Annotated in this window: 16 protein-coding genes and 1 pseudogene; 8 read left to right on the top strand and 9 right to left on the bottom strand. The window is 73.1% G+C overall.

What is annotated here, in order from left to right; translation table 11 throughout:
• Nucleotides 1-99: 99 nt before the first annotated feature.
• The 6 genes from ACIQRL_RS03660 to ACIQRL_RS03685 all read right to left on the bottom strand — a co-directional run bounded on the left by ACIQRL_RS03660 (nt 100) and on the right by ACIQRL_RS03685 (nt 6,257).
• Nucleotides 100-1,068 carry an arabinan endo-1,5-alpha-L-arabinosidase gene (locus ACIQRL_RS03660; protein WP_401326500.1) on the bottom strand — a complete coding sequence of 323 codons (969 nt, stop codon included), beginning with the start codon at nt 1,066-1,068 and terminating at the stop codon, nt 100-102.
• A gap of 18 nt (nt 1,069-1,086) precedes the next feature.
• On the bottom strand, nt 1,087-1,962 hold the full coding sequence (locus ACIQRL_RS03665) for a carbohydrate ABC transporter permease (RefSeq protein WP_401326503.1): 876 nt from the start codon (nt 1,960-1,962) through the stop codon (nt 1,087-1,089).
• Nucleotides 1,959-2,900 (bottom strand): carbohydrate ABC transporter permease, encoded by a 942-nt coding sequence (locus ACIQRL_RS03670; protein ID WP_401326506.1) that lies wholly within the window; start codon nt 2,898-2,900, stop codon nt 1,959-1,961. Before ACIQRL_RS03670 ends, ACIQRL_RS03665 begins: the two co-directional genes overlap by 4 nt.
• A complete protein-coding gene (locus ACIQRL_RS03675; protein WP_401326509.1) occupies nt 2,897-4,255 on the bottom strand; it encodes an extracellular solute-binding protein in 1,359 nt (452 codons plus the stop codon). The genes ACIQRL_RS03670 and ACIQRL_RS03675 overlap by 4 nt, the downstream gene beginning before the upstream one ends.
• 206 nt (nt 4,256-4,461) lie before the next feature.
• A complete protein-coding gene (locus tag ACIQRL_RS03680) occupies nt 4,462-5,487 on the bottom strand; it encodes an SMP-30/gluconolactonase/LRE family protein (protein WP_401326512.1) in 1,026 nt (341 codons plus the stop codon).
• Entirely contained in the window at nt 5,484-6,257 is a 774-nt protein-coding gene (locus ACIQRL_RS03685; RefSeq protein ID WP_401326515.1) for an IclR family transcriptional regulator, read from the bottom strand. Before ACIQRL_RS03685 ends, ACIQRL_RS03680 begins: the two co-directional genes overlap by 4 nt.
• Nucleotides 6,258-6,588: 331 nt before the next feature.
• On the opposite strand from ACIQRL_RS03685, the gene ACIQRL_RS03690 reads away from it, so the two are divergent.
• Entirely contained in the window at nt 6,589-7,206 is a 618-nt protein-coding gene (locus ACIQRL_RS03690) for a hypothetical protein (protein WP_401326518.1), read from the top strand.
• 138 nt (nt 7,207-7,344) lie between these two features.
• On the opposite strand, the gene ACIQRL_RS03695 is transcribed toward ACIQRL_RS03690, so the two are convergent.
• Complete coding sequence (locus ACIQRL_RS03695; RefSeq protein ID WP_401328065.1) at nt 7,345-8,220, bottom strand: RimK family alpha-L-glutamate ligase; 876 nt, start codon at nt 8,218-8,220, stop codon at nt 7,345-7,347.
• Between the two features lie 280 nt (nt 8,221-8,500).
• Here ACIQRL_RS03695 and ACIQRL_RS03700 point away from each other — a divergent pair, with 280 nt between their 5' ends.
• Entirely contained in the window at nt 8,501-9,598 is a 1,098-nt protein-coding gene (locus ACIQRL_RS03700; RefSeq protein WP_401328068.1) for a MerR family transcriptional regulator, read from the top strand.
• A gap of 85 nt (nt 9,599-9,683) precedes the next feature.
• Here the strand turns inward: ACIQRL_RS03700 and ACIQRL_RS03705 are convergent, their stop codons facing one another.
• Nucleotides 9,684-10,325: a toxin-antitoxin system, toxin component gene (locus ACIQRL_RS03705; RefSeq protein ID WP_401326521.1), complete on the bottom strand. Its 642-nt coding sequence runs from the start codon at nt 10,323-10,325 to the stop codon at nt 9,684-9,686.
• Nucleotides 10,326-10,665: 340 nt separating this feature from the next.
• Between ACIQRL_RS03705 and ACIQRL_RS03710 the strand changes: the two genes are divergently transcribed.
• Both ACIQRL_RS03710 and ACIQRL_RS03715 read left to right on the top strand, forming a co-directional pair.
• Nucleotides 10,666-12,177: an acyl-CoA synthetase gene (locus ACIQRL_RS03710; protein ID WP_401326523.1), complete on the top strand. Its 1,512-nt coding sequence runs from the start codon at nt 10,666-10,668 to the stop codon at nt 12,175-12,177.
• Nucleotides 12,170-13,561, top strand: a complete 1,392-nt coding sequence (locus ACIQRL_RS03715; protein WP_401326526.1) for a carboxyl transferase domain-containing protein — start codon at nt 12,170-12,172, stop codon at nt 13,559-13,561. Before ACIQRL_RS03710 ends, ACIQRL_RS03715 begins: the two co-directional genes overlap by 8 nt.
• Nucleotides 13,562-13,699: 138 nt before the next feature.
• Here ACIQRL_RS03715 and ACIQRL_RS03720 read toward each other — a convergent pair whose 3' ends face one another.
• Entirely contained in the window at nt 13,700-17,341 is a 3,642-nt protein-coding gene (locus tag ACIQRL_RS03720; protein WP_401326529.1) for a S8 family serine peptidase, read from the bottom strand.
• Nucleotides 17,342-17,569: 228 nt separating this feature from the next.
• Between ACIQRL_RS03720 and ACIQRL_RS03725 the strand changes: the two are divergent.
• From ACIQRL_RS03725 to ACIQRL_RS03740, 4 genes and pseudogenes are all read left to right on the top strand, one after another.
• Nucleotides 17,570-17,914, top strand: a pseudogene (locus tag ACIQRL_RS03725) (CU044_2847 family protein); the annotation flags it as partial.
• A 533-nt stretch (nt 17,915-18,447) separates the two neighbouring features.
• Nucleotides 18,448-20,208, top strand: a complete 1,761-nt coding sequence (locus ACIQRL_RS03730; protein WP_401326532.1) for a trypsin-like peptidase domain-containing protein — start codon at nt 18,448-18,450, stop codon at nt 20,206-20,208.
• Between the two features lie 69 nt (nt 20,209-20,277).
• The gene (locus ACIQRL_RS03735; RefSeq protein WP_401326534.1) at nt 20,278-21,291 is read left to right on the top strand and encodes an AAA family ATPase; all 1,014 of its coding nucleotides are present in this window, start codon (nt 20,278-20,280) and stop codon (nt 21,289-21,291) included.
• Entirely contained in the window at nt 21,281-25,690 is a 4,410-nt protein-coding gene (locus ACIQRL_RS03740; protein WP_401326535.1) for an SAV_2336 N-terminal domain-related protein, read from the top strand. Before ACIQRL_RS03735 ends, ACIQRL_RS03740 begins: the two co-directional genes overlap by 11 nt.
• Nucleotides 25,691-25,797 lie beyond the last annotated feature (107 nt).

Here is a 25,797-nt window from a genome sequence, read left to right on the forward strand (position 1 = left end):
CGCCTTGAGGGGGTACCTACGTTTCATGGGCTGTGCGGTCTGTCGCGGCCGGTCGCGGCCACGCCGCGGAGCCGCGTACCGACGCGGCCCCGCACCGCCCTAGCCGACGGCGGGCCAGCCGGCCTTCGTCCAGCTCAGCCTGTTCAGGCCCAGCTTGGGCGTGCCGTTGTCGTCCGCGTCGTAGTAGTGGTAGGCCAGCCAGTCCTGGCCGCCGTCCCGGAAGACCGACTCGCCTCCGGGGCCGATGTAGCGGCCGTGGCCGGCCAGCAGGAGGTCGCCGCCGCCTTCGAGCATCGGGGTGCCGGTGCTGTCCACGTACGGGCCGGTCACCGAGGTCGACCGGCCCACCCGGATCTTGTAGGTGGAGTTCACGCCCGCGCAGCACGCGTCGTACGAGGCGAACAGGTAGTGGTAGCGGCCGTGTCGGACCACGTACGGGCCCTCGACGGCGTACGGGGCGTCCGGGCGGGTCGCGAGGTGGTGGACGGGGGCGGCGGCCTCGGCCTTGCCGGTCCCCGGGTCCAGTTCGACCATGCGGATGCCCGTCCAGTACGAGCCGAACGTCATCCACAGTCTGCCGTCGGCGGCGGTCACCGCCGGGTCGATGGCGTTCCAGGTGTCGGTGGTGTCCGAGGTGAAGGCCTTGCCGTGGTCGGTCCAGGTGCCGGGCAGACCGCTCGGGGAGGTGGCGACGCCGATCGCGGAGTGGTTGGTGCCCCAGGAGGAGACCGCGTAGTAGAGCCAGTAGCGGCCGGCCCGGTAGGAGATGTCCGGGGCCCAGGGGTCGCCGGTCGCGTTGTACTCGTACCACCAACTCGGCGGCGCGGCGAAGGCGTTGCCCGCGTCGTCCCACTGGACCCGGTCCCCGGAAAGGCGAGCGCCGATCACTCCGCCGGTCGAATAGGCCACGTACCCACCGGACTTGAGGTGGATCACCGTGGGATCATGGATGATCTGCTGCCCGGTGACGGGCCCCGGGTCGGGGTAGCTCACGTCGGCCTGCGCGGTGGTCGGCAGCAGGGCGACGACGGCCGCGGCGAGCAGCGCGGCGAGTCGGTGCGCGGTCAACTGGGGCTCCTCGTCCGGTCACTGGCCGGCCAGACCGGTGTGGGCGACACCCCGCACGATCTGGCTCTGGAAGAAGACGAACACGACGATCAGCGGAAGGCCCGCGATCAGACCGCCCGCCATGAGCTGCGGCCAGATGATGCCGAAGGAGTTCTGCACGGTGGCGATGCCGTTCGGCATGGTCATCAGGTCCGGGTTGTTGGTCACCATGTACGGCCACAGGAAGTTGTTCCACGAGGCGATGAACGTGAAGATCCCGACCGCCGAGAGGGACGGCTTGGAGAGCGGGAGGACGATGGTGAAGAAGATCCGCCAGCGGCCCGCGCCGTCGATGAACGCGGCCTCCTCCAGCTCGCGGGGCAGCGACTGGAAGAACTTGTACAGGATGTACACCATGGCCGCCGGGGCGCACTGCGGCAGGATCATGCCCCAGTAGGTGTCGACCATGCCGAGCGACTGGACGGTCGCGAAGAGGGGGACGCCGAGGACGGCCGGGGAGAACATCAGGCCCGCCATCGTCAGGGCCATCAGGGCGGACTTGCCGCGGAACTCGGTACGGGCGAAGCCGTATCCGGCGAGGGACGCGACGAGCAGCACGACGAAGGTGACGCAGACCGACACCACCAGGGAGTTCACGAACCAGTTGGGGATGTTGCCTGCTTCGAGGACGCTCTTCCAGGACGCCGCCGTGAGGTGGTCGGGGATCCAGTGCGGGGAGGTCACCGACTCGGTGGGGGTCTTCAGCGAGGTGGACAGTGCCCAGCCGAGCGGGGCCATCCACACGAGGGACAGCGCGGCGGCGACCGCCGTCAGCGCGATCTGGCCCGGCGTCCAGGTGCTGCGGGCCCTGCTCGGTACGGGAGTCGGGGCGGTGGTCGGGTCGGCGGTGGTCATCGGGCGTCCTCCTCGCGGAGCCGCAGCAGCCACATCCGCCCGAGGGCGACGGCCGCGATGATGAGGAACAGGACGAGGGAGATCGCGGAGGCGTAGCCCACGCGGTAGCTGGTGAAGCCCTGTTCGAGCGTGTACTGGACGAAGGTGCGGGTCGATTCCTCGGGCCCCGGGCCGAACTGGTACATGACGACGGCCTGGTCGAAGACCTGGAGCGAGGCGAGGACCTGGAGGGCGAGCACCAGGCCGGTGATGGTGCGCAGGTTGGGCACGGTGATGTGCAGCATGCGCTGGAACGCGTTCGCGCCGTCCAGTTCGGCCGCCTCGTAGAGGTGGTGCGGGATGTTCTGGAGCGCGGCCAGGTAGAGCAGGAAGGAGAAGCCGACCGTCCACCACAGGGTCGCGATGACGACCGCGACCATGGCGGTGGACTTCTGGGTGAGCCAGGGGGTGTCGATGCCCAGGACATGGTTGACCATGCCGTTGGTGGGCTGGAACAGCCACCACCACAGGTTGCCGACCACGGCCGACGGGAGCAGGAACGGCGCGAAGAAGCACAGCCGCCACAGCCATTTGAGGTGGGTGATGTGGTGGGCGATCAGTGCCATGAGCAGCGCCACGACGACGATGCAGGGCACGACGTAGAGAGTGAACTGGACGCTGTGCCACAGGGAGTTCCACACCAGGCGGTCCTGGAGCGCCTCGCGATAGTTGTCGAGGCCGATGAAGCGGGTGTGGTCGCCGGAGATGTTGGCGTCGGTGAGGCTGAGGTAGAGGCCGCGCACGACGGGGACGACGACGAACAGCCCGTAGAGGACGAAGAACGGGGCGACGAACCAGCCGCCGTGCTGGAACCGGCGGCCCCAGCGGGCGCGGGCGGACTCCGTCGCGGTGGCCGTTCGGGGCCGCAGGCCGGTGGCGGGGGCGAGGGTGGTGGTCATGCCGCGGCTCCCTTCAGCTCCTGGGCGGCCGTGCGGCCGTCCATCGGATTCCGCATGGCGAGCAGTTCCTCCAGGACGGATTTCATCCGGCGGGCGGCGGCGGCCGGTTTCGCGGAGCCGACGTTGGAGGAGGCGACGACCGGGCCGATCCGTTTGGCGAGGGTGCCGGTGGAGCCGGCGAACCAGATGCGCGGTTCGGTGGCCGGGTGTTCCATGGCCGGGCGGGAGTACTCGTTCTGCGGGGTCAGCTTGAGATAGGCCGGGTCCTGGAACGTCGGCAGATAGGCGGGGACATGGCCGCCGCCCGCCCAGGCGGTGGCGTGCTTGACCATGTAGGCCGCCAGCAGGTGCGCGCCCTCGTCGGCGGGGCCGCCGCGGTCGGCCTGGTGCGGCAGGACGAAGGAGTGCGACTCGGCGTGGGTGGCCGGGGTGCCGAAGACCGGGGGCAGCGGCTGGGCCCCGTAGCCGACCTTCTCGCCGCTGAAGTACGGAACCGACCAGTTCCCCTCCCACACGAACGGTGATCCGGCGAGGAAGGCCTCGGCGTCGGTCTGGCCGACGATCGTGTAGCCGTCGGCGACGTGCTGGTGGAGGAACTCCAGGACCTGGGTGGCCTTGTCGGTGTCGAAGGTGACGTCGGTGCGGTCGTCATTGAAGTAGCCGCCGCCGAGCTGCTGGTAGAAGGCGACGAAGAACCACCAGGAGAAGTTCTGGTCGAAGGCGTGCAGGCCGAGGGTCTGCTGTCCGTCCTTGAGCTGCTTCTTGGCCTCCTTGAGGAGGGCGAACCAGTCGTCGGTGGAGGTCGCGGTCGGCAGCCTTCCGTCCGCGTCGAGCAGGCCGGCCTTCCGGCAGACGTCCGTGCGGTAGAAGCTGAGCTGAACGTGGATGTCGAGGGGCAGCGCGTAGAGCTTGCCGTCGACGATGCCGCGCTTCCAGAGGACGGGGTTGAAGTCGGCTTCCCGGACGCCGTACTTGGCGAGCAGGTCCATGTCCCAGGGGTCCAGGAGCCGGCCGGGCGCGAAGCCGGGGACGCGGCCCTGGTGCATCACGCTGAGGTCCGGCGCGCGGTTGCCCGCTGCGGCCATCGCGAGCTTCGTGTAGTACGGGTCGCCCCAGGTGAGAGTGGAGTCCTTGACCGCGATACCGGGATGCTCCTTCCGGAAGGCGTCCACCATCGCGACCATGTTGGCTCCGTCGCCTCCGGTGAACAGGTTCCAGTAACGGACCCGTGTGCTCGCGCCGGAGGCGAGGGCGTCCGCGCCGGTGCCGAGCGCGGCGAAGCCGAGACTGCCCGCGACCGTCAACCCGCCGACCGCGGAGAGGAGTTGCCTGCGGTTCAGGCCAGGTCGTCGCATACCGTGCTCCCACTGTTCGAAATTTCGTCAGGTGATCGCAACTTCGAACGGGACCGTAGATAGGAAGCGCTTACTCGTCAATGGTTTGCGCAGAAAACGGTTCGCGAAAACGCGAGTCCCCGCCCGGTGACCGGCACCTGGGCGGGGACTCGCGGTGGGACTGGTGGCAGGACCGGCCGGTGTCGGCCGGTGCCGGCCGGTGCCGGCTATCCGGCGAACTCCGGCTGCGACAGGCCCTTGCCCGCGCCGGGGACGACGAGCAGGGAGCCGGACATCGGGTGCGGTGCCGTGAGGCCCGTACGGGCGGTGGTGATGTACAGGTCGGTGAGGTCGGCGCCGCCGAACGCGCAGGAGGTGGGGCGGCGGACCGGCAGGTCGAGGACCCGGTCGAGCGTGCCGTCCGGCGTGTAGCGGCGGACCGCTCCACCGTCCCAGAGGGCCACCCAGACGCAGCCGTCGGCGTCCACCGTCAGACCGTCGGGGAATCCGTCCTCCACGGTCGCGAACGGGCGCCTGCCGACCGGGAGTTGATCGTCGCCGAGGTCGAGGACGTCGATGCGGCGGGTCGGCGAGTCGACGTAGTAGACACGGCGGCCGTCCGGGCTCCAGCCCGTACCGTTGCTGACGGTCACGTCGTCGAGGATCGGGCGGACGGTGCCGTCGGGGGCGATCCGCGACAGCGTGCCCCCGCCCGGCGCCTCGTCGTAGCGCATGGTGCCGGCCCACAGCGAGCCGTCGGGGGCGACGGCCGCGTCGTTGGCACGCCGGCCGGGCACGGGTTCCCGGTGCAGCCACCGGAAAGCACCGGCGGAAGCCTCGGCGCTCGTGGACCCGGCGGCACCAGCGGGTCCGGCGGGTCCGGCGGCACTGGTAGACCCGGCGGCACCGGCTCGTCCGGCGGCACCGTGGGCTCCGGTGGTTCCCGCGGCACCGTGGGCTCCCGCGACACCGGTGGCTCCGGTGGCTCCGATGGTGGACCCCCCGGGCGCCGTCGGCCCGTACAGGCCCACTCCGTCGCGGAGGTTGACGACCAGGCCGCCGCCCGCGCGGGGCTTGGCCGCGCCGACGTGCTGCTCGGTGGTCATCACCGTGCGGCGGCCGGAGACGGGGTCGTAGGTGTGGATCCGGGAGCCGAGGACATCGACCCAGATGAGCCGGCCCGCCCGGGTGTCCCAGGTCGGGCCCTCGCCGAGCGCCGCGTGCGCGGGGACCGCGACCTCGACGGCGGTCATCGCGCGTTCCGGTGGCCGAGCCGCTCGGACAGTTCCGCGGCGCCCTTCGCCGCGAGCTGCTCCAGTTCGACGCGGCGGTCGTCGCTCCACCGGATCATCGGCACGGAGATCGAGAGCGCGGCGACGACCTGTCCCGCGCGGTCGCGCACCGGGGCCGCCACACAGCTCACGTCCGGGTTGGACTCCCGGTTCTCGACGGCGATCCCGCGACTGCGGATCTCGGCGAGGGCCTCGCGCAGCGCGCCCGGCTCGGTGATGCTGTTGGGTGTCATCGCGACGAGGTCGGCGTCGTCGGGGAAGCGTGAGGTCAGCTCCGGCTCGGAGAGGGAGGCGAGCAGCATCTTGCCGACGGAGGTGCAGTGCGCGGGAAGGCGGCGGCCGGCCGCCGAGACCATGCGGACGGCGTGCGTGGAGTCGACCTTCGCGATGTAGATGACGTCGGTGCCTTCGAGGATCGCCACATGCACGGTCTCGTCGCAGGTCTCGGCGACGGAGCGGGCGACCTGCTGGCCCTCGGCCGCGAGGTCGAGCTGCTCGGCGTAGCGGCTGCCGAGCTGGTACGGGCGCACGCCGAGCCGGTAGCGTCCCGGCTGACCGGGCACCTGCACGATGTACGAGCGGGCGGCGAGCGTGGTCACCAGCTCGTGCACGGTCGTGCGGGGCAACTGGAGTCTGCGCACGATGTCGGGGGCGGAGAGAGTCCCGTCCCCGTCGAGAAAGAGCTCCAGTATGTCCAGAGCCCGGGTCACGGCAGGTACGAGGCGTCCCACAACCGGCCCCCTCTCTTTTGTTCGAAATTTCAACAGACGATCGGGATGACGAACAGAGGCCAGGCTAGCCATAGTGCCCTCGGGCGGGCAATGGTTTGGGGGCGACCCCTGCTCGAAGGTGCGCGTGACGGACCTCATGGCGAACGCCCTGGCGACCCCGTGACGGACGGAGTGGTCGGCTGCCCCCCTGCGGATCCCCGCACCCGCCCGGCGCCGCACGGGCGACGGCCGGGCGAAGCAGGGCAAGGGCAGGGCAGGCACCAGCGGCAGCGGCAGCGGCAGCGGCAAGGACAGGAGCAAGGAGCAAGGAGCAAGGGCAGGTTGCGCGACCATGGACCCCATGCCGGCCAAACGCCCCGCCACCCCCTTCACCCCGCTCGACTTCCAGCTCGTCCTGCTGCGCCGCATGGCCGACCACAACCCTGGTCTGGTCGAGGACGCCCGGCACGAACTGGGGGTGTCCATCGCCGACATGCGCGAGGCCAACCGGCGCTGGCAGGCGATGCTGCACGTCCCGCGCTCCCGGTCCGCCGCCTCCCGCTACCGCTCGGTCCTCGGTGCCCCCGAGTCCGCGCGGGAGCGCCGGATCGGCGATCTGACCTGCGAGGCCCTGCGATGGCCGGTGCCCCTGTGGCCCGATCTGCGCTTCGAGGTCCTGCTCGCCCCGAACGGCGTCGCCTGGAACGAATGGCTGGTACGGGCCCCGGGCGCCGCCGCTCCGGCGCTGGAGACCCTGGAGGACCTGGCCCCCTGGTCCTGCACGGTCGACGAGGTGGCCCGCGCCTTCGCACCCGCCCGGCCCCTGGAGGGCACGGCCCCGACCCGCTGGGGTCTGGCGTTCACGGCCCCCGACGCCACAGGTGTGCCGCACGCGTGCGCGGCGGAGTTCACCTGGGGGCTGCTGCAACGCGTGGGTGTCAAGGGACCCGTACCGGCACCCCCCGAGTAGCCCGCTCGGGATCCGCGACCGGACCGCCGACGGGACCGCCGACAGGAGCGCCGACAAGCCCACCGCCGGGACCGCCGACGAGACGTTCAAGAGGCGGAGGCCTTCGGAACGTTCAAGAGGCGGAGGCCTTCGAGACGTTCAAGAGGCGGCGGCCTTGAGGATCCGGTCCACGACGACGGGCAGCGAATCCGGGTGGAGCCACAGGAAGAGGTTCGGCTCGACGAGTTCCAGCTCCATCACCCGGGGCTCGCCGTCGTCGCCGTCGACGAGGTCGACGCGGGCGTAGAGCACGCTGTCCGGCCCTCCCGGTATGACGGCCAACGCCCTTTCGGCGACGGCCTGTTCGGCCGCGGTCGGCTCCCAGACCTCCAGCCGCGGATGAGGTGTCTTGTCCCCGTCGTAGGGCGTTCCGGGCTCCAGTACGGCTCCCTTGCGGCTGGCGTGCAGCAGCCGTCCGCCGAAGAACTGGAGCGCCCGCTCGCCCCCGGTGTCGATGTTCGTCACATAGGGCTGGACCATCGCGGTCAGCCCCTCGGCATGCATCCGGGTGAGCTGCCCGAGGGCGGTCTCCCGCTCCTTCGGCGTGTACCGGGCGGCGTAGCGTGCCCCCGCCCCCGCGGTGGGCTTCACGACGAACTCGTGATCGCCGGGCAGCTCCACCGGGTCCCCCGGCGCGAGATACCGGGTCGGGATGACCGGCACCCCCGCGTCCGCCAGGTCACCGAGGTACCGCTTGTCCGTGTTCCACCGCACGACCGGCGCCGGATTCAGAAGCCTCGTGAGCCCCGCGCACCGCTCGGCCCACGCCACGAACTCCGCCACCCGGCGGCTGTAGTCCCAGGTCGAGCGGATCAGCGCCAGGTCGTACCCCGCCCAGCCGACCCCGGGATCGTCCCAGTGCACGATGTCCGCCACGGCCCCGGCGTCCTCCAGGGCCGCCCTCAGCACGGGCAGATCCCGGTCCATGCCGGGCTCCTCCCCCGGGTCGTACGTGACGAGCGCGATACGGGGCACGACGGACTCCATCCTCGTACGGCACCTGCGTACGACATCGACGTACTGCTGCGGCGCGACGACACCGGCGTACGACATCTGTGCACGACTGCTGTGCACGACCTCGGACGCACCCCACCGGCACGCCGTCCGGGGACAACCCCGCCGCAGGCCAACAACCACGCGCGCCCCTGGACCAAGCCAATATTGACCTTCACCAAGGGGCAGGGCCCAGCATCGGTGACAGAACGAGGAACGGGCAACGGCCCGGACACGGGAGCGACGGGGTGGGCACGTGGACATGCTGACGATCGGGGCCTTCTCGAAGGCCTCCCGGCTCTCGCCGAAGGCGTTGCGGCTCTACGACGAGCTGGAGCTGTTGCGCCCGGCCCGGGTGGACCCCGAGACGGGGTACCGCTACTACGCGGCGGCACAGCTCGAACAGGCCCGGCTGGTGGCGTGGCTGCGGCGGCTCGGCATGCCGCTCGCCCGGATCCGGCGGGTGTGCGCCCTGGAACCGGGGCCGGCCGCGCGGGAGATCCGCGCGTACTGGGCCCGGGTCGAGGCCGAGACGGCCGCTCGCCGCGATCTGGCGGCGTTCCTCGTGGACCATCTGTCACCGTCCCCAGGAAAGGACACCAGCATGCTGGAACTCCGTTACGCCGCTCTCTCCGACACCGGTCTGGTCCGTGACGCCAACCAGGACAGCGTCCACGCGGGCGCCCGTGTCCTCGCGGTCGCGGACGGCTGCGGGCCCTACGGGGCCCCCGCCAGCACGGCGGCGGTGCGGGCCCTCACGTTCCTGGACGACGAGCCGCTGTCGGCCGGTGGCGTGCTCAACCTGCTGGAGGACGCCGTGGAGGGCGCCGCCCGGGCCGTTGCGGACCTGGTGCCGCGACGCGCCACGGCACAGGAGCCGGACGGGAAGGGCACCGGCAGCACGCTCACGGCCCTGGTGTGGACCGGCTCGCAGCTCGCGCTCGTCCACATCGGGGACTCGCGTGCCTATGTGCTCCGCGACGGTGGGCTGTTCCGGATCACCCACGACCACACGGTGGTCCAGTCGATGATCGACGAGGGCCGGCTCACTCCGGAGGAGGCGACCGTGCATCCTCAGCGCGCCCTGCTGCTCAAGGCACTGGGCACCGAGGCACCGGTACCCGATCTGAGGCTGCAGGACGTACGGCCGGGCGACCGTTACCTGTTGTGCTCGGACGGCCTGTCCAGCGTGGTGCCGGACGAGGAGATCGCGCGGCTTCTCGCCTCGGCTCCCGGTCCCGACGCCGCCGTCCGGGCCCTGATCGGCGCGGCGAACGACGCCGGCGGTCCGGACAACGTGAGCTGCGTGGTCGCGGATGTGGTCGAGGCGGCCCGGCCGGCCACGATCCGGGTCGGATAGGGGGCCGTCGGGCGGTCCTGGATCCGCGGGTCGGGCCTGGCGGCAGGTCGGTTCCGAGGAGCTGCGGTCGGCTCCGGGGCGCCGGTCAGTCTTGGGGGCTGCGGTAGCCCAGGGAGGTTTCTATGGCGCGGCCGACCGGATCGACGGGGGTGTCGTCGACGGGGCCGGTCACCCAGGAGCGGAAGACGCTCGCCAGTTGCAGGCCGAAGGCCTCGGCCTGTGCCTCGTCCGCCTGTCGTGATCCGTCGCGGGCGGCGACGGTACGGGCGACCTCCTGGCGCAACGGCGCTCGTACGCCGGGGTCACGCCAGTCGGAACGGCCCGAGAGGGCCGCCCGTGCGACGGCCGTGGCGCCGTCCACGTGGTGGTCGCGGTGCCCTTCCCGCATGTGCCACAACTCGTGCCCGAGGATGACGAGTTGCTGCACCGTCTCGGCACGCTCCTCCACGACGACGAGATCGAAGTCGTTGAACTCCATCCACAGGCCGGTGACTTCGATCTCGTCGGGGAAGCGCTCGAAGCGGAGCTGGACGGGTCGGCCGCCCCGCCGCCGGCTCATCTCCTCGCAGAGGGCCTGCGCCAACTCCCGCATGTCGACGGGCGTATCGATCCTTCTCCTGAGCACCCGGCCGAGCTCCACCGCCAGCGCCCGCATCTCGGAACGGGCGCCGCGCGGACGCAGCGCCGTCAGAAACTTTCCGACGGAACCGGCCGGCTTCGCCGTCATCGCTCCGCCTCCTCGCCGTCCAGCAGGACGTGCTGGAACGCGACGATCCGCGCGCCGAGGCGTTCGGGTGTCTCGGGAAGGAGCGACGGGGACTCACTCACCAAAGGTCTCCCGACAGTTGACTCATCAAGTTGTGACGCGAGGCCGACACTACGTGTCCGGGTCCGTCCACGCCACGGTTCATGAACGATCGTTCCCGGTTTCGGAACGATCCTTACGACGCCTGCTCTCCCCCTCCACGTCCTCGGCGCGAACGGGTGGCCGACCGCCCGGTTCGGAAGCCTCATCGTGTAGGAAGAGCCTGTCCCTCCCGGTGAAGTCCTCTCGGCAAGGAGTCCCCGTGTTCTCCCTCTTCCCGGCCCTGGTGGGCGGTTCGGTCGCGGACCGGTCCGCGCTGCGCTTCGGCGATCGGTCCCTGACGTACGCGGAACTGGCCGCATCGGCGGGAGCGCTGGCCACACGGCTCGACGGTGCCGGGAGGGTCGCCGTCTGGGCGACGCCGACCCTGGAGACGGCCGTCGGTGTCGTCGCCGCGCTGCTCGCCGGGGTGCCGGCCGTACCGCTGAACCCGAAGTCGGGGGAGGCGGAACTCGGCCACATCCTCGGCGACAGCGCGCCGTCCCTGGTGCTCGCGGCCAGGGGCGACCGGCTTCCCGGTCCGCTCGGGGCGCTGGAACGTATCGATGTCGAGGCTGCGGTCCAGGTCGCGGTCCCGGTCGATGTCGAGGTCTCCGGCACGGAAACGGGCGGCGCGGTCACCGACCCCGACGCCCCCGCCCTGGTCGTCTACACCTCCGGCACCACCGGTCCGCCCAAGGGCGCGGTCATCCCGCGCCGGGCCGTCGCCGCCACCCTGGACGCGCTGGCCGACGCCTGGCAGTGGACCGGCGACGACGTGCTGGTGCACGGCCTGCCCCTGTTCCATGTGCACGGGCTGATCATCGGCATCCTGGGCCCGCTGCGGCGCGGCGGGTCCGTACGGCACCTGGGACGGTTCAGCGCGGAGGGCGTGGCGCGGGAGCTGAACGCCGGGGCGACGATGCTGTTCGGGGTGCCGACGATGTACCACCGGCTCGCCGAGACGCTCGCCGAGGACCCCGGGCTCGCCAAGGCGCTGGGCGGGGCGCGGCTGCTCGTGTCCGGCTCCGCCGCGCTGCCCCTGCACGACCACGAGCGGATCACGGCCGCGACGGGACGCGGGGTGGTCGAGCGGTACGGCATGACGGAGACCCTGATGAACACCAGCGTGCGGGCGGACGGGAAGGTCCGGCCCGGCACCGTCGGCGTGCCGCTGCCCGGTGTCGGCCTGCGGCTCGTCGAGGAGGACGGGACGACGATCGCCGGGTACGAGGCCGACGGCACCCCGACCGGCGCGTACGACGGCGAGAGCGTCGGCGAGATCCAGGTGCGAGGGCCGAACCTCTTCACCGAGTACCTGAACCGGCCGGACGCCACCGCCGCCGCGTACACCGCGGACGGCTGGTTCCGTACCGGTGACATGGCGGTCCTCGATCCCGACGGCTCGGTCCGGATCGTCGGCCGCAAGGCCACCGACCTGATCAAGAGCGGCGGTTACAAGATCGGGGCGGGCGAGATCGAGAACGCGCTCCTCGAACACCCCGGGGTGCGCGAGGCCGCCGTCGCCGGGGAGCCGGACGCCGACCTCGGTGAGCGGGTGGTGGCCTGGATCGTCCCCCTCGATCCCCAGGTGCCGCCGTCCGCCGACGAGTTGGCCGACCACGTGGCCCGCCGTCTCGCCCCGCACAAGCGGCCCCGCCGGGTGCGTTTCCTGGACGAGCTGCCCCGCAACGACATGGGCAAGATCCTGAAGCGGGCGCTGCCGCGTGTCTGAACGGATCTCGGCCCGCGAGGCCATCGCCCTGGTCACCGACAGCTTCGCCGAACTCCCCTCCCCCGGCGGGACGTTCCCGCCCGACGGTCCGCTCGCCTGGAAGGGGTACGACGACGCGCGGGCGCGCGCCGCGGCCCGCACCGGTGAGGAGGAGTCCGTCGTCTGCGGCATCGCGACCTTCGGGACGGCGAGCTTCGGCACGACGACCGACGGCAGGGCTCCGCTCGGCCCGGTCACCGGCCTCCTGATCGCCTTCGAGTTCGGCTTCCTCGGCGGCTCCCTCGGCGAACGCACCGGTGACCGCCTGGAGGCGGCCTACGACTACGCCCGCACGCACCGGCTGCCCGTCGTCTCGCTCGTCGCCACGGGCGGCAGCCGGATGCAGGAGGGCATGCTCGCCCTCACCCAACTCCAGCGGGTGGCACGGCAGTCGGCGCTCACCCGGGAGGCGGGGCTCGCCCAGATCGCCGTCCTGAGGGACCCGACGACGGGTGGCGGTTGGGCCACGCTCGGCGCGGGCTCCGATGTCACCCTGGCGCTGCCCGGCGCCCAGGTCGCCTTCGCGGGCTCCCGGGTCCGCCCGCCCGGCGCGGACCCGGCCGCTTACACGGCCGAGGCGCAGGTGGCGGCGGGGTCCGTCGACGCCCTCGTACCGCAGGACGGGCTGCGGGAGACGCTCGCCCTGTGGCTGGACCTGCTCACCCGGCCCGCCGCCGGGGCGGCGCCCGTCCCGTCCGCGCTGGGCGACGCGACCGACCTGCCCGCGACCGGCTGGGACGCGGTGGAGCGCGCCCGCTCCCCCGAACGTCCGCGCGCCGACGCCTACTTGGACGCGTACTTCAGCCGCCGGGTGGCGATCGGCGGCGACCGTTGCGGCGGCACCGACGAGGGCATGGTGTGCGGCTTCGGCCGCGCGCGCGACGGGCGGACCGTCGCGTACGCCGCCCAGCGCGGGACCCCGACCCGACCCGCCGGATACCGGACCGCCGCCCGGCTGGTCCGGCTGGCGGGACGGCTCGGCATCCCGGTTCTGACCCTGGTGGACACCCCCGGCGCCGCGAACGACGCGGACGCCGAACGGCAGGGGGCCGGTGCGGCGATCGCGGACCTGTTCGCGGCGCTGGCCACGGCCCGTGTGCCGGTCACCACGCTGGTGATCGGCGAGGGCGGCTCGGGCGGCGCGCTGGCGCTGGCCGCTCCCGGCAACACCTGGGCCACGCCGGACAGTTACTTCTCCGTCATCGCGCCGGAGTCGGCGGCCGCGATCCTCAAGCGGCCCGCGGACGAGGTCCGGGCGACCGCCGCCCAGCTCCGGCTCCGGCCGCAGGACCTGCTGGACCTGGGAGTGATCCGGGGCGTCACGCACCGCCGCCCCGGAGCATGAACGGACGGCGGCCGCCGGTTTCCTCCCTCCCAAGAGGAACCGGCGGCCGCCTGCTCCACGGGCCGCCGCTACGGTGGCGGCCCGGTGACGTGCCGGGCGGCGGGCTCTCCCCCGGGGAACCCGCCGCCCGGCGGCCTGTTACCGGACGCCCACCGCCCGGATGGTCTCCTGGCTGACCGTGCCGCCCCGGTCGTCCCGTGCGGAGGCCCGGAGCGACACGAACCCGGCGTCGCGCGGCACGTTCAGCGTGCCCTTCCAGCGGGCTCGGCCGCCGCCGGTGAGCGGGACGGCCTTCCAGGTCGTCCCGTCGTCGTAGGACACCTCCAGCTTTCCGCCCCCGATGGTGCCGGTGTCGGGCGCGCCCTTCACGTACTCGGCGTAGATGCCGACCTGGACCCGGCCGCCGCGCACATCGCCCGCGAGGTCGGTGTCGACGTCGTAGCCGAGGTTGATGAGCGGGAGGAAGGTGTAGTGGTCCTCGGGGGTGGCCGCCGAGCGGACGGTCCACTCGGTGTGGCCCTTCGTGGAGAGCTTCCAGCGCTCCGGGTCGAGGGTGGTGTCCGTGACGACCTTGTACGTGTGCTCGTCGGCGGGCGCGTCCCAGACGTATCCGGCGGAGCTCTTGCGCCGCCCGAGCAGGACACCGTCCTGGTAGACCTCGGTGAACTGCGTCATCCCGGTGTCGTCGCTCCACACGTCGCCGAAGCCGGTGTGGTCGGGGCCCGAGTCGCCCCAGCCGGGCGTGTTGAACTGGATCACGTTGCCCGCGCGCTGCTGGCCCCAGCCCAGTCCGGTGCCGAGCCAGGGGTGCCAGACGGGCTTGAACCAGTTCAGGGTCTCGTGGGTGCCGCCCCGGTAGGGGACCAGGCCGCTGCGCTCCTCCAGCGTGCCCTCCCCGACGTACGAGGACTCCGTCCAGGTCTGCCCGGGGCCGGTGGAGACGTAGTCGGTGCGCTCGGCCGGGTAGTCGATCCGCTCCTGGAAGCCGAGGCCGATGGGGAACGGCTCGGCGATCGAGTAGCGGAACTCGCTGCCCGAGACGGGCTTCACGGCGTGGAACCTGGCGTCCAGCACGGCCAGTTCACCGCGGTCGGGCGCGTAGGTGAGGTTCCGGTCCGGGATGCCGTTCTTGTAGCCGTGCGAAAGGTCGTACACGTAGGGCGTGTTGAGCGTGCCGGTCATGTCGACGGTCCGGGTCGCGCGCAGCCGTGCCGCGTCCGCCGTGTCGACGGTGGCGATCTGCAGCGGCCGGTTCTCGTTGTCGTCCGTGCCGAACCAGGCGTTGAGGCGTCCCGGAGTGTCGTCGGTGACGAACAGGGCCTTGGCGCCCGCGTCCTGGGCCGCCTGGGCGAGCGCGGCCGGGTCGACGCCGTCGGTGAGCCGGGCGAGGACGGCCTTGCCGCTCACCCCGGTGAACGGCCCGTCCCCGACGTCGACGAGCGGGAGCCTGCTGCGGCCCTCGATCAGGGTGCCGCCCGGCTGGGCGAGCGCCGCCTTGACGCCCGCCACTTCGAGGAGCGGCTTACCGAGCCGCCACACGGTCCGGTAGTCGAAGGTGCCCTCCGTGACCTTCCGGGTCGGCGCGGCGAAGATGCTGTCGTACTTGACGGGTACCTGGACCGCGCCGAAGAGGTCGGAGCCGCCGCCGTTGCGGTCGTACTCCATGAGGAGCTGCCGGGTCTCGGTGCGCCGGTCGACCTTCGCGCCGATCTCCCGCAACGTCCGCCCGTCCAGGGTGACTTCGCGGTCCTGGTCGAGCGTGATCTGGGGTGCGGCGAGGAAGCCGATGCCGAGCGAGTCGGCGCCGTGGCTGCCGCGCACGTCGAGGAACGACGTGAGGCTGTACGTGCCGGGCTTGAGCCGCAGCTTCAGGGTGCCGGAGTCACCGACGGAGGCGGGGTACGCGTCCGCGTCCTGCGCGAGCTGCTGCACCGCGAGGTAGGCCGCGGTCGGGGCGCCGTCCCGGTCCTTCACATGGACCGTGAGCGTGTACCGCTCCTCCTCCTTGACCAGCCCGAACGCGGTGTGCGCGACGGGCGCGCCGGCCACCGACGCCACGATCCGTCCCGAGGTCTCGCCCACCGGCGCCTTCGAGCCGTCGCCGGTGACCGTGGTGGACGCGGTGCCGTGCGCGGGCACCGTGAGCGTGGTGTCGGCGAGGGTGGCGACACCCTCGCCGGCCCCCTCCGCGGCGAGCGTCAACTCCACCGCCGCGTCGGAGGAGTTGGTGTAGGTGAGCGTCCGGGTGACGGGCTTGTCGTCCGCGTAGGGCCAGCTGTAGAAGCCGAGGTCGGCGCTGCCGGTGGCGGTGATCTTCGCGTCGACCGCGTCCGGGACGCTCACCCGGCCCGCGCCCAACTGGTAGGCGGAGGCGTCGAGTTGCTTCGAGGTCGACATCAGCGCGTCCTTGAGCCGGGCGCCGGTCCAGTCGGGGTGCTCCTGGGCGAGCAGCGCGGCCACGCCTGCGACGTGCGGTGTCGCCATCGACGTACCGCTCATGGAGGTGTAGTAGCCGCTGCCGCTCACGAGCTGGGAGCGGGCGGCGAGGATGCCGACGCCGGGCGCGGAGAGGTCGGGCTTGAGCGCGTTGTCGCCGTAGCGGGGTCCGGCGCTGGTGAAGTAGGCGGCCGTGTCGGTGGAGTCCACCGCGCCGACGGTCAGGGCGGAGTCGGCGGCGCCGGGCGAGCCGATGGAGGAGGGGGCGCCGGTGTTGCCGGCGGCGATGACGAAGAGGGCGCCGGTCTCCTTCGAGAGGGTGTCGACGGCCGCGGCCATGGGGTCGGTGCCGTCGCTGGGCTCGGACGAGCCGAGGCTCATCGAGATCACCTTGGCGTGCACATCGCGGGCGGCCCACTCCATGCCGGCGATGATCTGCGACTCGCTGCCCGAACCCTGGTCGCTGAGCACCTTGCCGACGGCGAGCGTGGCCTCGGGCGCGACGCCCTTCTCCTTGCCGTCGGAGGCGGCGCCGTCCCCGCCGATGGTGGAGGTGACGTGCGTGCCGTGCCCGTTGCGGTCGGCGACCTCCTGTCCGTCGATGAAGCTCTTGGTCTGTGTCACCCGGCCGGCCAGATCGGGGTGACTCGTGTCGACGCCGGTGTCGAGGACGGCGACGGTCACGCCCTTGCCGGTGAGCCCGGCCTCCCAGGCCTTCGGGGTGCCGATCTGCGCGTTGCTCTGGGCCATGTCGGCCTTGACGCGCCCGTCGAGCCAGACCTTGCCGATCCCCGCCTGACGGGTCATCGCCTTCCAGAAGGTCCGGCCCTTGTCCGCGTCGAGGGCCGCGCCGCGGATGCTCGGCAGCGAACGCGTCCGTTCGGCCCCGCCGGGGGTCGTCGCGCGTGCCTTCGGGTCGTACGTGACGATCAGCGGCAGCTCGCCCGTCCGCTGGTCGGTCAGCCCCTGCCGTATCAGCTCGCTCACGTCGAACAGCCGCCGGTCGAGGGTGCCGGCCCGCAGATACGGCAGCGCCTCGTCCGGTACGACGGTGACGGCGCCGTCGGCGACCTGGGTGCGCACGGCTCCGGTGGCGCCGCGGGGGCGCACGACGGAGACGGTCTTCTTTCCGCCGCCGACGTCGGTGACGGTCACCTTGTCGCCGGTCACGAGGGTGACGGTGTGGGCGGCAAGGGCGGCTCGCGTCGACGCCGGGGTGCCGGTGTCTCCGGTGTCCGCGGCGCCTGCCGTGGCGAGCGCGCCCGCCCGTCCCATGGGCAGCAGGGCGAGCACGAGCCCGGCCGACAGCAGTGCCGCCGGACGTCTCAGTGGTCCTCTGGTCATTGTGCCCTCTCTTCGTCGGCCGACCCGCGCCGGGCAGGGGTGGCGCCCGGCGCTTGCGAAGAGTGTCAGGGGGCTTGTGTTGCGGGGGCGTTGACGGAACCTGGCGGGAAGGCGCCCTGGCGGCTTCCCGCCAGGACAGGTGGGTACGAGCAGCAGAAACCGGGACAGTCCCAACTGCCGTCCGGAACAATGTCGGTGCTCGGACGTCAGGGACAACGGGGGTGCGCCATGGACGGTTTGGTGGAGTTCAAGACCGATGACGGGGCACTGGTCGTCGTGGAGGCGGTGGACGACGGGTCCGGCTCCCGGCTCGTGGCCCGCGACGACGGCACGGTGCAGGCCACGCGCACCTTCGAGGGCGCCCTGGAGGGCGTGCGGGCCGCCGCGCACTCGGCGCTGCGGGTGTTCCGCGACGGGAGCCTGCGGCCCGACTCCGTCGAGATCGAGTTCGGGGTCAAACTCACCGCCGAGGCGGGCGCGTTCATCGCGAAGAGCGCGGTCGAGGGCCATCTGGTCGTCAAGCTCTCGTGGGCGCCGGGAGAGTCCGGGCGGGACAGCTCCCGGCCCACCCCTGACTCGGCCCCTGGAGACGAGCCCGGGGCGGGCGGCACGCCCGTCGGGCCCGGGGCCACACCCGACGGGCCCGGGGCCACACCCGACGGGCCCGGGGCCACACCCGACGGGCCCGGGGCCACACCCGACGGGCCCGGGGCCACACCCGACGGGCCCGGGACCACACCCGACGGGCCCGGGACCACACCCGACGGGCCCGGGACCACACCCGACGGGCCCGGGACCACACCCGACGGGCCCGGGGCCACACCCGTCGGGCCCGGGGCCACGCCCGGGATCGGGCCGGCAGCCGGGACCGGGGTCAGACCCGGCAACGGCGGCGCGTCCGGGAACAGGCCCGGAATACCGTCCATACCCCCTGCGTCCGGGCCGGAGGCCGGGACCGGGGCCATGTCCCGGAGCGGGGCCGGCGGGGCCGTGCCCGGAACCGGCGGCACGCCCGGAATGGGTGTCCCGCCGGAGACCCGGACCGGGCCCGGGACTCCCCCTGCCTCCGGGCCGGAGACCGGTGCGCCCGGGACCGCCGTGCGGTCATGAACAGCGCCTCCTGGCAGGCCAGGATCACCTGTGGGCGGGAGACGGGCGCGGGCTTCCTCGTCACCGAGCGGCATGTGCTGACCTGCGCCCATGTGGTGGCGCGCAGCGGGACCGCGCAGGTGAGCGTCTCCTTCGCCCGGGAGGAAAACGCCCTGCCCGCGAAGGTGGTGGCGCACGGCGGCTGGGACGGTCACGACACCGACCCCGGCGATGTCGCCGTCCTCGAACTCGACCGTTCCGTACCGCTGGAGCCCGCCGAGTTCGCGGCGCCGTCGGACGCCTACGGCGATCCGCCGCGCAGACTGGTGGCGTACGGCTTCCCCAAGCGCTACGAGGAGGGGACCCTCGCCGAATACCGGGCCACCGCGGCCCAGTTGATCGCGGACGAGTGGGTCCAGCTGGAGGCCTGGGCGGCGCACGGACAGCCGCTCGCGCCCGGTTTCAGCGGCGCCGCGGTGACCCTCGCGGACTCCGGACGGGTGGTGGGCATGGTGTCCGCCGCCGCACGGGACGCGGGGATCCGCAACGGACGGATGCTGCCCGCGCACGTCATGGCCCGCTACTGGCCGCGGCTCGGCGAGCTGATACCGACACCGGAGTACGGGCGGGTGGACAAGGAGCGGCTGCGCGAGCTGGTGCTGGCGCGGGGGCCGGAGTTCGACGGGCGGCCCGAGTGCAGCCCGGAGCGACTGTACGGCGACGCCGTGGGCCCGTTCGGACCGCCGCTGCCGGGGCGGCGGTTCCGGTCACTGTGGGACGCGGCCTGGTATCTGCTCTCCGAGGTGCCCGACACCGGTGCCGTCGTCCGGTTCGCCGCGCGGCTCGCCGATTTCACCGAGGACGCGCCGACGCGGGGCGCGTTACGGGCCTGGCCGTCCCGGGCGTACGGCCGGCGCCCCCGGCCGCCCATGGACCCCGCGGTCCGGTCCCCGGCCGGGACGCAGCCCTGGTCGCCGATCCTGGTGGAGATCGCGCCCAGCGGTTCGGGCGACCACCAGTTCCTCGTCGAGGTCTCCGCGTACAACGGCCGGCACCGCCGTGTCGTCGGCTCGCGCGCCCTGCCCGCCGACCGGGTGCGCGGTTACGCACTGGAGCGCATCGACGAGGCGTACCACGAACTGGAGCCTGGGGCGCGCGAGTTGATCGCGTTCGTGCTTCCGCGCCGCTGGCTCAACACCGATGTGGCGCACTGGCAGCGCAGCGCCGACGACGACAGCCCGCTCGGCTCCTTCGCGCCGCTCGTGGTGATGGACCTGGAGCGGCGGCGCAGCGGAGGCCTCCAGCACAAGCTGCTGCAGAAGTGGCAGCGGCTGGAGGGGCGGTCCGCGCCACGGCTGCACCGCATCGGCTGCGGGGCGCTCGGCCAGGATCCGGTACGGCTGACCATCGGGCTGCGGCGCGGCGCCGACATGGTGGGCTTCGCCTCCCCGCCGCGCGCCGAGGGCACCCGCCGGCTGTTCCAGGCGAGCCTCAACGCGGCGGTCCCGGTGATGCTCTGGCCGCGCAGCGGCTGCCGCGGCGAACAGCGGGGCGGGGCGCACGAGGACTGCACGGGGGCGGCGTTCCTGGACCGTCTCGCCGTCCATCTCGCGGATCTCCCGCCCTCGGACCTCCCCTCGCACATACACGAGTTGCGCGAGACGGCGTACGCGGACGACGGTCCCGAACCGCACTGGGCGAACGACCTGGCGCTGCTCTGGGAGGACCCCAGATGCCTCCCCGACCCGGTCGGCTATCTGCACTCACCCGTGGGCTGAGCACCCGGGGTCCGCGCGGAGACCGGCACGCGAGCACGCGAGCACGCGAGAAACGAAAGAGGAGAGCGCATGTCCCTGTGGCCCGTCTACACGGGTGGGAGCGAGCCCCACGACGGTATCGCCGAGTTGCCCGCGCCGCCGCCGTGGCGCGATTTCGACGGCGGTCCCGAGCTGGAGACTCCCGCCGAGGACGGCGACACCTCAACGGCCTCCCCCGACCGCAGGCATCGCGCCCGCACCTACCGGGCGACCGACCGGGCCGTCCAGCTCGTGAACGCGGCGCTGTACCTGCGCCGCCCGCTGCTGGTGACGGGTCCGCCGGGAAGCGGGAAGTCCTCCCTCGCGTACGCGGTGGCTCGGGAGTTGCGGCTCGGTCCGGTGCTGCGCTGGAACATCACCAGCCGCACCACGCTGCACGACGGCCTCTACCAGTACGACCCGCTGTCCCGGCTGTACGCCGCCGGCCGTGCCGCCGCGCACGAGATCCCGGTCGGCGGCGATCTGCAGGACCATCTGCGGCTCGGCCCGCTCGGCACGTCCCTGCTCCCCTACCGGCGCCCCCGGGCCCTGCTCATCGACGAGATCGACAAGAGCGACCTCGATCTGCCGAACGACCTGCTGAACATCCTGGAGGAGGGCGAGTTCGAGATCCCGGAGCTGGTCCGGTCGGCCCGCCACACCCCGGCGGCCGAGGTGATGGTGGCCGGCACGGACGAGCGGATCACCGTCTCCCGGGGCCGGGTGCGCTGCCGCGCCTTCCCCTTCGTCGTCCTGACCAGCAACGGCGAGCGCGAGTTCCCGCCCGCCTTCCTGCGCCGGTGCGTCCGGCTCGAACTCCACCAGCCGCGCGACGCCCACCTGGAGAGCATCGTCCGCGCCCATCTCGGCGAGCCCGACGCCTACGCCCGCGAGCTGATCGCCCGCTTCCTCTCCCGGGGCACCGGGGGCGAACTCGCCACGGACCAACTCCTGAACGCCCTCTACCTGACCGGTACGGCGGGCATCGACGCGGCATCGCGCGACGATCTCGCCGAGCAGCTGATGCCCTACCTCAGCAGCACACGGGACGACGATGAGTTCTGAGGCCCCGGACACTCCCGAGCACCGGGTCCCGGACGCCCCCGAGAACCCGGTCACGGGCACGGCCGCGCACCGGGTCCCGGAGGCTCCCGGGAATCCGGTCCCGGGCGCTCCCGCGCATCCGGTCCCGGACGCCGGGCCGGACCCGGGTCCGGCCCTGCTCGCCGCGTTGCTGGGGCGGGTCGGTGGCGGGGAGACGCCGACCTCCGTGGAACTGGCCGAACTGCTGTGGCTCGCGGGGCACATCGAAGAGCCGGCGGTCGTGGCACCCGGCCCGCCCCGGCCCGGCGGGCGCCCCGCCTCAGCGCGTACGCCCCCGGAGGCCCCCGCGCGGACGGACGTGCCCCCGGACCCGCCCCCCGGGGACCCGCCCGCCGGTCCGGACCGTCCGGGCGACGGTCGCGTCCCCCTGCGCCTGCCCGGCTCCGGCTCCCCCGACCGGGACGCGACCGGCACCGGCCGGGACGCGGCGGACGACGGCCCGACGAACACGCCGCACACCACGCTCCTCGCCCCCGCTCCGCCGATGCTGCCCCACCCGCTCGCGCTGCAGCGCACCCTGCGTCCGCTCAAGCGCCGGGTGCCCGCGCCCGCCGGCCACACCCTGGACGAGGAGGCGACCGCCCACCGGATCGCGCGGCTCGGCGCGGCACCCCAGTGGTGGCTGCCGGTGCTGCGCCCGGCCACCGAGCGCTGGCTGACCCTGCATCTCGTGCACGACACCGGGCCCACGATGCCCGTCTGGCGCCCGCTCGTCCGCGAACTGCACACCGTGCTCGCCCAGTCGGGCGTCTTCCGCACGGTGGAGCTGCACCAGCTCACCGCCGGGGGGACCGTACGACGGCCCGGCTCGCAGGAGTCGTACGCGGACGGCCGTACGGTCACCCTGCTGGTCAGCGACTGCATGGGAGCGCAGTGGCGGGGCGGCCCGGCGGGCACCCGCTGGTACCGCACGCTGCGCCGCTGGGCGGCCCGGATGCCCGTCGCCGTGCTGCAGCCGCTGCCCGAGCGGCTGTGGCGCACCACGGCCCTGCCCGCGACGACCGCGCGTCTCACCGCTCCCTGGCCCGCCGCCCCCAACTCCGCCTACACCGTGGACTCCTGCCTCTCGGACGACCTGCCCGGCACCGGTCCCGCGCTCGCGCTGCCCGTCCTGGAGCCGGCCGCCCGCTGGCTGGCGAACTGGTCCTCGCTGGTGGCCGGCGGCGGCCGGCTCCCGGGCTCGGTGGCGATGCTGGACACGGCTCCGGTACCCGCCCCGCTCGACGAGCACGGCCGCGGCGACGTCGAGCGGCTCTCCGCCGAGGAGCTCGTCCTGCGGTTCCGCTCCACGGCCTCCCCCGAGGCGTTCCGGCTCGCCGGTCATCTCGCCGTGGGACGGCCGGAGCTGCCCGTGATGCGGCTGGTGCACGCCGCGATCGAGCGGAGCCCCCGGCCGCAGCATCTCGCCGAGGTGATCCTCAGCGGTCTCCTCAGCGCCGGCCGGCCGGGCCCGCCCGGCTCGTACGCCTTCCGGCCCGGGGTGCGCGAACTCCTGCTGCGCACGCTGCCGCGCACCGCGCACGGCCGTACCAGCGAACTCCTGGGCAGGGTCGGCGCGTTGATCGACGCGCGGGCCGGGGTGGCCGCCGGGGAGTTCCCCGTGGTCGCCCCCGGCCCCGGAGACGCGACGGCCGACGGCGAGGAGTTCGCCTCGGTGCGCGAGGAGAGCGTCCGACGGCTGGGGGGCGGGGCGGCGCCCCGGACCGGGGGGCTGGTGCTCGGCCGGTACCGGCTGGTGCGACGGCTTGGCCGGGGCGGGCAGTTGATGCTGTCCGAGGACACGCGGAGCGGCCGGAACGTGGTGGTGCACGCCTACGCGCCGAGCGCGCACGAAGGGTTCCTCGATGACGCCGCCGCACTCGCCGGTGTCGGGCATCCCAACGTCCTCACGGTGCACGACTTCGGCATCGAGGAGAACGTCCCGTACCTGGTCTCGGAGTTCACCGAGGGACTCACCGTGGCGGAACTCACCGCGGAGGGCGGCTTCGCCCTGCCCTTCTCGCTGCTCGCCCCCGTGGCCCAGCAGCTCGCACGCGGTCTCAGGGCCGTGCACGAGCGGGGCGTCACGCACGGCAGGCTCACACCGAACGGCCTGATCGTCCGGCCGGACGGCGGCTTGAAGATCACCCACTTCGCACTGGGGACCGGCCGGGACCGCGACCCGTCCCAGGATCTGCACGGTTTCGGCAGCCTGCTGCGGGAACTGACCAACGGAGCCGGATCCGGTGAACTCAACGCGGTACCCAGCGAGTTCAGGGCCCTGATGTCCGACATCCTCAATCCGCTGACCTCCTCGGACCCGCAGGCCCAGCGACGCGGCATGGATCTCTTCTTCACCCCGTCCTTCGCCCAGGCCCTGGAAGCCGCCGAGGCCGCACGCCACCGGTACCGCATCCTGGGACGGGTACGGATCACCCGGGGCGACCGCACCGTCCGTACGCTCTCGCCCCGGCAGCAGGCCCTGGTGTGCATGCTGCTCCTGCGCCGCGGCCGGCCCGCGACGCACGCCGAGCTGACCGAGGGGCTGTGGGAAGGGCGGGCCCCGCAGCGGGCGGCGCGCCTGCTTGCCACGGACGCGGCTGCCGTCCGCGAGGCCCTCGGCCCCGGCGTCCTGGCCCGTACCGCGGACGGTTACGCCCTGCACGCCGACCCCGACTGCGTCGACCTCGCGCTGTGCGAGGATCTCGTCGCCCGCGCGAAGGCCCACCGGAACGCCGGGGACCCGCAGGCCGCCGGCGCGTGCCTCCGGCGGGCTCTCGACCTGTGGGCCGGTGACCCGGTGTACGACGTTCCCGGCCCCGCCGCCGAGGCGGCCCGCGGACGGCTTCGCGCCCTGCGCCTGAACCTCTGTGCCACCCGTGCCGAACTCGACCTGGAGAGCGGCGATTTCAGTCGCGCGGCGAGCGACCTCGGGGAACTCCTGCGGTCCCACCCCCGGCGCGAGGACTTCCGGCGGCTGCACATCCTCGCGCTCAAGGGCCAGGGCCGCGTCGCCGAGGCCATCGAGTCGTACCGGGCGTACGAGGAGCTCCGGGCGACCGGCGAGCCGGACCCCGCCCTGCTGGAGCTGTACCGCGAACTGCGCTCCGCGCCCGAACGCGGCAGCCCGATCATCGCCGTCGAGTACGGCGCGGACTCCGTCGAGGATCCGCACACGCACAGCGTGCTCGGCCGGACGCTGGCCTGGCTGCTCTCCCTGAGCGACATGGCGCCGAACGAGTACGAACTCCTCGGCCGCGACAACGGCTACGTCGTGATCACCGTGCCCGACGCCTCCGTACTGACCGCGCTGAACGTGGTGGTGCGTGAACTGCCGGGCGCGCTGCTGGAGTTGGATGAGCCTCCGAGAATCCGGGTGACGTTCTGGCACACCGCGCTGTTCGCCCGCGCGGGCAGCCCGACCGTGCCGCCCGACCTCCGGCCCGGCCTGGACCGCCCCGAGGCGGACATCATGGTCGTGCTCTCGCCCGTTCTGTACGAGGAGTTGATGAGCGGCGGCGGCACCACGCCGTCCCCGGACCGCTTCCACCCGCTGCACCGGCGGCCCCCGTCAGAAGGCCGGGCCGACGTCAGGGCGGACGGCCCGGACGCCTGGTACTGCACCCTGGACCTCCCCGAGCGTCTCCCGGAACTCGAACCGGTTCGACGCGACCTGGTCCGGGGCCCGTTCACCACCCGGGACCTCACCCGGCTCCGGGGCGCGGAGCAGGGTCGCACCGCCGTGGTGCACACGGACCCCGACACCTCGCTGACGCTCCTCGACCTCGACCGGCCGCGGGGCAAGCGTCCGCCGCGCTCCCTCATCACGTACTACGAGGTCGACCTCACCACCCATGGCGCCGCGCACGAACTGCGTCTGCCGAGCTCCGGGGGCAGTTCGTTCGCCGCCTCGGTGGAACTGTCCTGGCACGTGGACGACCCGGTGGCCTTCGTGCGCGACGAGACCCACGACGTGTCGAGGCTGCTCCTCGACCATCTCGTCAAGGAGGCGGGGCGCATCACCCGCCGTCACCCGCTGCGCCGCGCGGGCGCGGCCCAGCGCGCCGTGCACGAGGGGCTGCGCCGCTGGCCGGTGCCGGGCCTTTCGGTGGCCTGCTCGGTACGACTCCGCGAGAGCGCATCGCTCCCCCCGGCCCGGACGCCGCCCCCGTCGGACACCTCCGTACAGCGAGAATCCGCTGAACGGGGGTCCGGGGAGCGAGAATCCGCTGAACGGGGGTCCGGGGAGCGAGCATCCACGGAGCGGGACTCCGGGGAGCCGGGGTCCGGGGAGCGGGACTCCGGGGAGCAGAGGTCTGGGAAGCCTGGGTCCGGGGAGCAGGGGTCTGGGGACGGGGACTCCGTGGACGGGAATCCGTAGACGGGGAGCCGGTAGACGGGGAGTCCGTGGAGCACGGTTGGCCCGTGAGCCCGGGGGCACCCCGCCCGGCCCTCCAAAAGGGGCGCCCCGCGCCCCACGCGCGCAGG

Source organism: Streptomyces sp. NPDC091209 (genome assembly GCF_044757755.1).
In the GTDB taxonomy this organism is placed as follows: domain Bacteria; phylum Actinomycetota; class Actinomycetes; order Streptomycetales; family Streptomycetaceae; genus Streptomyces.

Coding starts and splice junctions, on each gene's coding strand:
- ACIQRL_RS03665 (WP_401326503.1), bottom strand. CDS start 1,962: ATGACCACCGCCGACCCGACCACCGCCCCGACTCCCGTACCGAGCAGG.
- ACIQRL_RS03670 (WP_401326506.1), bottom strand. CDS start 2,900: ATGACCACCACCCTCGCCCCCGCCACCGGCCTGCGGCCCCGAACGGCC.
- ACIQRL_RS03675 (WP_401326509.1), bottom strand. CDS start 4,255: ATGCGACGACCTGGCCTGAACCGCAGGCAACTCCTCTCCGCGGTCGGC.
- ACIQRL_RS03680 (WP_401326512.1), bottom strand. CDS start 5,487: ATGACCGCCGTCGAGGTCGCGGTCCCCGCGCACGCGGCGCTCGGCGAG.
- ACIQRL_RS03690 (WP_401326518.1), top strand. CDS start 6,589: ATGGACCCCATGCCGGCCAAACGCCCCGCCACCCCCTTCACCCCGCTC.
- ACIQRL_RS03700 (WP_401328068.1), top strand. CDS start 8,501: ATGCTGACGATCGGGGCCTTCTCGAAGGCCTCCCGGCTCTCGCCGAAG.
- ACIQRL_RS03705 (WP_401326521.1), bottom strand. CDS start 10,325: ATGACGGCGAAGCCGGCCGGTTCCGTCGGAAAGTTTCTGACGGCGCTG.
- ACIQRL_RS03720 (WP_401326529.1), bottom strand. CDS start 17,341: ATGACCAGAGGACCACTGAGACGTCCGGCGGCACTGCTGTCGGCCGGG.
- ACIQRL_RS03730 (WP_401326532.1), top strand. CDS start 18,448: ATGAACAGCGCCTCCTGGCAGGCCAGGATCACCTGTGGGCGGGAGACG.
- ACIQRL_RS03735 (WP_401326534.1), top strand. CDS start 20,278: ATGTCCCTGTGGCCCGTCTACACGGGTGGGAGCGAGCCCCACGACGGT.
- ACIQRL_RS03740 (WP_401326535.1), top strand. CDS start 21,281: ATGAGTTCTGAGGCCCCGGACACTCCCGAGCACCGGGTCCCGGACGCC.